The 6,006-nt window shown below is 69.5% G+C and carries 5 protein-coding genes; 4 read left to right on the top strand and 1 reads right to left on the bottom strand.

Translation table 11 applies throughout. From position 1 onward, the window contains the following. Positions 1-278, top strand: a 278-nt coding sequence (locus LW840_RS17540; RefSeq protein WP_291277479.1) for a tyrosine-type recombinase/integrase, incomplete at its 5' end; no start/stop codon positions are given. A gap of 217 nt (positions 279-495) precedes the next feature. Here LW840_RS17540 and LW840_RS17535 read toward each other — a convergent pair. After that, entirely contained in the window at positions 496-1,545 is a 1,050-nt protein-coding gene (locus LW840_RS17535; protein WP_291277478.1) for a pyridoxal-phosphate dependent enzyme, read from the bottom strand. 143 nt (positions 1,546-1,688) lie between these two features. Between LW840_RS17535 and hslV the strand changes: the two genes are divergently transcribed. The 3 genes from hslV to LW840_RS17520 form a co-directional block, all read left to right on the top strand. After that, positions 1,689-2,234, top strand: a complete 546-nt coding sequence (hslV, locus tag LW840_RS17530; protein ID WP_291262854.1) for an ATP-dependent protease subunit HslV — start codon at positions 1,689-1,691, stop codon at positions 2,232-2,234. Next, on the top strand, positions 2,234-3,631 hold the full coding sequence (gene hslU, locus LW840_RS17525; RefSeq protein WP_291262855.1) for an ATP-dependent protease ATPase subunit HslU: 1,398 nt from the start codon (positions 2,234-2,236) through the stop codon (positions 3,629-3,631). Before hslV ends, hslU begins: the two co-directional genes overlap by 1 nt. A 42-nt stretch (positions 3,632-3,673) precedes the next feature. After that, positions 3,674-6,006, top strand: a 2,333-nt coding sequence (locus LW840_RS17520; RefSeq protein WP_291277477.1) for a protein kinase, incomplete at its 3' end; no start/stop codon positions are given.

Raw genomic sequence — 6,006 nt, 5'->3', positions numbered from 1 at the left:
GTGGCGCCGTCTTCCTCAGCGAACGGGGCAGTCGCATCAGCCCGCGCGCCGTGCAGCACGCCATGGTGCAATTGCTGGAGGCGGTGAGTGAAGGCGCCGACCTTACGACCCACTCCCTGCGGCACAGCTTCGCCACGCATCTGGTGGACGCCGGCGCCGATCTGCGCGCCGTGCAGGAGCTGCTGGGGCACGCCAGCATCAGCACCACCCAGATCTACACGCACACCAGTGTGGAACGCCTCAAGAAGGTGTACCGCCAGGCGCACCCCCGCGCGTAGGTGAGGATGGGCGTCTGTTGGCGAGGCAGGGGGCAGAGCGAAGGGGATCAGGGCGAAGAGGGAAGGCGGCGTGTTCGCCCCCTCCCCCTTGCCGTCTGACCCCTGCACCCCGCTCCCTGCCTTGTCATTCAACGCGCCGACGGCGCGCGTACCCCCCATCGCGCGTATGCCACAGGCGGTTGCCGATGTGCACCAGCGCCGCAGCTGTTGGCCATCCTCAGCGTAGCGTGAGAAACTCGCCCGTACCGCTCGGGAAATGCGGCATGCCCCCAAGCAGGATGTGCGCGGCCCGCTCCGCATCGAGATTGCCACCGCACATCACCACACCCACGGTCTTCCCCGCCAGCTGCGGGGCCAGCAGCCGAAGGCCAGCCAGCCCCGCGGCGCCGGCGCCTTCCGGCAGGTTGTGCGTGATCCGCCACAGGTCGCGCACGCTCTGCGCAATCATGGCCTCGCTCGCAAGCACGAAATCACGCAGCCCGGCACGCAACGCGGGGAACGTCAACGCATACGTGGAACCGGTCGCGATCCCTTCGGCGAACGTCCGGACCGGTGCGCCCTGCCGGGCCTCGCCGTCGTGCCATGCATCGTGCTGTGCCGGCGCTTCCTGACTCTGGACCGCGTACACCGCCAATGACGCCTTGCGCGCGTCGGCCACCGTCAACGCGCCAACGGCCTGCGACCCGCCGCCGAGGGCAATGACCAGCGCGTCGAGCTCCGGAGCCTGGGTGAGGAACTCGTCACTCATGGTCCCTGCCCCGGCGATGACCGGCCGGTGATTCGTGCTGTGCACGATGGTCCGCCGCTCCCGTTCGGCGATCGCCCGGCAGGCGGCCACCGTGTCGTCGTAGCGTTCCCCCACTTCGATGAGCGTGGCGCCCAGCGCCCGGATGCCGGCGTTCTTCTCCGGGTTGTTCCCCGTGGGCACACAGATGGTCACGCTCACCCCGCGCGCGGCACCGGCCCACGCCAGCCCCAGGCCGTGATTGCCGGTCGTCGCGGCAATAACCCCCCGCGCTGCCTCTTCCGGGCTCAACGCGGTGATCGACGCGGTGCCGTTGCGCACCTTGAAGCTGCCGGTGGGCAGGTGGTTCTCGTGCTTCACCAGGACGCGAATACCGTACCCTACCAGCTCGTCCAGCTGCGGGTAGTGGCGAACCGGCGACGGGTCGAAATACGGGCGCAGGCGCTCGCCGGCGGCGAGCACGTCGGCGTACGAAATGGGGAGGGGCACGCGCTGAGCCGGCGTCTCGGGGAAGGTGGTCATCGCCATACGCTGCCGCTGGACGGAGAGGGTTGGCAAGGGGACACCCCCATGGTGTCGCGCGGCAAGGCCGCATGTGCCATCCGTTTCACGCCCGTCGTATCTTTCCGGTGCCGCATTACCCCTGCCCCTTTCCGAACCACGCCATGCCGATGCCCGAAGTTCGTGCCACCACCATCCTTGCCGTGCGCCGCGACGGACGCGTTGCCATTGGCGGCGATGGGCAGGTCTCCATAGGGGACACCGTGGCCAAGAACTCCGCCGTCAAGGTTCGCGTCCTCAAGGGCGGGCGCGTGGTGGCCGGGTTTGCGGGCTCGGTCGCCGACGCCCTCACGCTCTTCGAGAAGTTCGAGGAGAAGCTCGACCGTCATCCCGGCAACCTGCCGCGGGCGGCGGTCGAATTGGCCAAGGAGTGGCGCAGCGACCGCGTCCTGCGCCGCCTCGAGGCGCTGCTCATCGTGGCCGACACCGAGCACGGCTTCATGCTGAGCGGCAACGGCGAACTCATCGAACCCGACGATGGCATTCTCGCCATCGGCTCCGGCGGCACGTATGCCCAGGCCGCGGCACGGGCGCTGCTGCGGGAGACCGCCCTCTCACCGCGCGAGATCGTCACCAAGGCGCTCACGATCGCCGGCGAGATCTGCATCTACACCAACACGAACATCACGGTGCTGGAGCCGAGCGCCTGATGCCGAGCCCGCGCACCCAGCAGGCCATCGCGCGCCTGGCGGACCTCACGCCGCGGCAGATCGTTGCCGAACTCGATCGCTACATCGTGGGACAGGCCGACGCGAAGAAGTCGGTCGCCATCGCGCTCCGCAACCGCTGGCGTCGGCAGCGGGCGCCCGAGCCGCTGCGCGACGAGATCGCCCCCAACAACATCATCCTCATCGGTCCCACGGGGGTGGGCAAGACGGAGATCGCGCGTCGGCTTGCCAGGCTGTCGGGCGCGCCCTTCGTGAAGGTCGAGGCCTCCAAGTTCACCGAGGTGGGCTACGTGGGGCGCGACGTGGAGAGCATGATTCGCGACCTGATCGAAAACGCCATCGACATGGTGCGCAGCGAGCGCGAGGCCGAGGTGGAGGATCTCGCCCACGAGAAAGTCGATGCCCGCATCCTCGACCTGCTGCTGCCGGTGCCGCCGGCGCTCGCGGCCGAAGCCTCGCCCGACGCGCGCAACGAACATGAGCAGGCCCTCGAGCGGCACCGGCGCACCCGCGAGAAGCTCAAGGCCCTGCTGCTCGACGGCCAACTCGATGGCCGCGAGGTGGAGATCGAGGTCACGCAGTCCGGGCCGGGACTGCCCGGGGCCGTGATGCCCGGCGCCCCGGAGGGCATGGAAAGCATGGCGGAGTGGTTCCGCGACATGCTGCCGAAGAAAACCAAGCGTCGCACCGTGAAGGTGAGCGAGGCCCGGCGGGTGCTGCTCGATGAGGAGCTCGACAAGCTCATCGAACTCGATGACATCACCAGTGATGCGCTCGAACGGGCCGAAGCGATGGGCATCGTGTTCCTCGACGAGATCGACAAGATCGCCGGCGAGCGGGGGCACACCGGCGGCCCCGATGTATCGCGCGAAGGGGTTCAGCGCGACCTGCTGCCCATCGTGGAGGGGTCGACCGTGTCCACGAAGTACGGCGCGGTGAAGACGGATCACATTCTGTTCGTGGCGGCCGGCGCGTTTCACGTGAGCAAACCCAGTGACCTCATTCCGGAGTTGCAGGGCCGCTTCCCCATTCGCGTGGAGCTGAAGGCGCTCACCGAGGCCGACTTCGTGCGCATCATGACGGAACCGGAGCATGCCCTCACCAAGCAGTACGCGGCGCTCGTCGAGGCCGAAGGGGCCACACTCGAGTTCACGACCGACGGCATCGCCGAGCTCGCACGCGTGGCCACGCGGCTGAACGAGCGCATGGAGAACATCGGGGCGCGGCGGCTGCACACGGTGATGACCACGCTGCTCGAGGAGGTGCTGTACGAGCTTCCGGACCGGGGACAGGACCCCGTCACGGTGACCACTGAGATGGTTCGCGAGCGGCTGCGCACGCTGGCGGAAGACGAGGACCTGCGGAAGTACATCCTGTAACCGACCGGTGCCCACCGCCCCCATGACGCAGATTCCGTCCGCATGACCGAGATGCTGGCCAGACTGACCGTGGCGCTTGCCGCCCGCTACCGCGTGGAACGCGAGCTCGGCGCCGGCGGCATGGCCACGGTCTTTCTCGCGCACGACCTGCGCCACGAGCGCGACGTGGCCATCAAGGTGCTGCACCCGGACCTGGGCGCGGCGCTCGGCGCCGAGCGCTTCCTGAGCGAGATCAAGACGACGGCTCGGCTGCAGCACCCGCACATTTTGCCGCTGCTCGACAGCGGCGCCGCCGACGGGCTGTTGTATTACGTGATGCCCTACGTGAAGGGCGAAACGCTGCGCGCGCGGCTCGAGCGGGAGCGGCAACTGCCCATCGCCGATGCGCTGCGCATGGCGCGCGAGGTGGCCGGCGCCCTCGACCACGCGCACAAGCAGGGCATCATCCACCGCGACATCAAGCCCGAGAACATCCTCCTGCAGGAGGGCAGTGCGCTGGTGGCCGACTTCGGCATCGCGCTCGCGGTGCAGCAGGCGGGTGGCGCCCGCATGACGCAGACGGGGCTCAGCCTCGGTACGCCGCAGTACATGTCGCCGGAACAGGCCATGGGCGAGCGCACCATCGACGCGCGCAGCGACGTCTACGCGCTGGGCGCGGTGACGTACGAAATGCTCGCCGGCGAGCCGCCGTTCAGCGGCCCCACCACGCAGGCCATCGTGGCCCGCGTGCTCACCGAGCGCCCCGCGGCCATCCGCGCGGTGCGTGACACCGTGCCGGACGGCGTGGAAGCCGCGGTCTTCACCGCACTCGCCAAGCTGCCGGCGGATCGGTTCGGCAGCGCGGCGGCGTTCGCGGAGGCGCTCACGGCCACGGCCGCCCGCGACACCATGTCCGCCGCCGCGTCACGGCGAACAATTCGGGGCCTTCGCCCGGTGCTGATCACCGCCGCGCTCGCGCTGGGCCTCGGCATGGCCGCGGGTTGGGGGCTGTCTGCCCGTTCGTCGGCGTCAGCCGGCACCGCGGCCACCTCCATGGTCACGTCGCTCGAACCGCTCGCCGGCGAGACGTGGTCCGGGCGCGGAAACGATGTCGTGATCAGCCCCGATGCGCGCGCGGTGGCGATCGTCGGGCGCACGGCGAACTGGAACGGGCTGATCATCCGCGCCCTCGACTCCGTTGGCAGTCGCTACCTGCCGAACACGGCCGGCGCGAGCTCGCCGTTCTGGTCCATGGACGCCACGCGCGTCGGGTTCTTCGCGGACCGCATGCTAAAGGTGGTCGATCTCCAATCGGGGGCCGTGACGGCGCTGTGTGCGTCGTCGATTGCCACTAACCGGGGCTCGTGGGGCAGGGACGACGTCATTCTCTACGTGCCGGAGTTCGACGGCCGCGTGTTTCGCACCACGGGGGCCGGCCGCGAGTGTGTGCCCCTCGACTTCCAGGCGCCGGGCGACTCGGCGCTCTCCTCGCAGGTCGAGTTTCTCGCCGATGGCGAGCATTTCATCCTCAGCAATTCAGACTTCGCGTGGCTCGGCCGGGTGGGGGACTCCACGCGCACATTGCTCGCGACGACCAGCCTGCGCCGGACCGTGCCCGCCACCGACGCGTACCTGCTGCTCAGCCCTCGCGGGGCCGAGCTCTCGACGCTGTTTGCGCAGCGCGTCGATCTCGCGTCCCGGCAACTGGTGGGCGCCCCGGTGGCGCTGCTGCGCGACGTCCTCAATCCCGGCGGCCGGTCGCCGGTGTCCGTGGCGCGCAACGGAACCATGCTGGTGCGCACGAAGCCGCAGGTGCTGGGATACCCCTCGATGGGGCGCCGCTTCGCGCGATTCTCGGAGGCGGGGCAGTGGCGCGATACCCTTCGGGCGACGGATACCTTCGGGCAGTTCCGGGTGAACGACGACGGCACCATTGTGCACGGGGGGTTCCATGTGGCGCAGTGGGAGGCGCGCGTGCGCGGCTGGACGGACCTGCGGCGCGCGGAGACGCCGCCGCGGACCTTCCTCAATCCGGTGTGGGGGCCGGGCGATACGCTGCTCGCGGTCGGGCAGATGGGCTTTCCCGGCGATTCGGTCGTGATCGTGGATCTGCGCACGGGGCAGTCACGTCGACTGTCCGGATTCCCCGATCGCCGGCGTCGACTCGAGACGACCGACTGGACGCGCGACGGGCGCTACATCCTGCTGGAGGCATCGGGGGGCAATGCGAACCCGCCCAGTGACGCGATGGTCGCCGACGTGACCACGGGAACCCTCACCCGGCTTTTCGACGACGGGACGGACGTGTTCGGCATGCGCGTGTCGCCGGATGGGCGATACGTGGCCTATGCGGCGACCCGGGGCGGCGAGACCGATGTGTTCGTGCGGCCGTTCCC

Origin of the sequence: Gemmatimonas sp. (assembly GCF_021298855.1) — a bacterium.
Classification (GTDB): Bacteria; Gemmatimonadota; Gemmatimonadetes; order Gemmatimonadales; family Gemmatimonadaceae; genus Gemmatimonas.
This window is presented reverse-complemented; position numbering and strand designations above follow the sequence as displayed.

Bases quoted from the DNA above. Each gene is read 5' to 3' on its own strand.
- hslU (WP_291262855.1), top strand. From the start codon at position 2,234: ATGCCGAGCCCGCGCACCCAGCAGGCCATCGCGCGCCTGGCGGACCTC.
- hslV (WP_291262854.1), top strand. From the start codon at position 1,689: ATGCCGATGCCCGAAGTTCGTGCCACCACCATCCTTGCCGTGCGCCGC.
- LW840_RS17535 (WP_291277478.1), bottom strand. From the start codon at position 1,545: ATGACCACCTTCCCCGAGACGCCGGCTCAGCGCGTGCCCCTCCCCATT.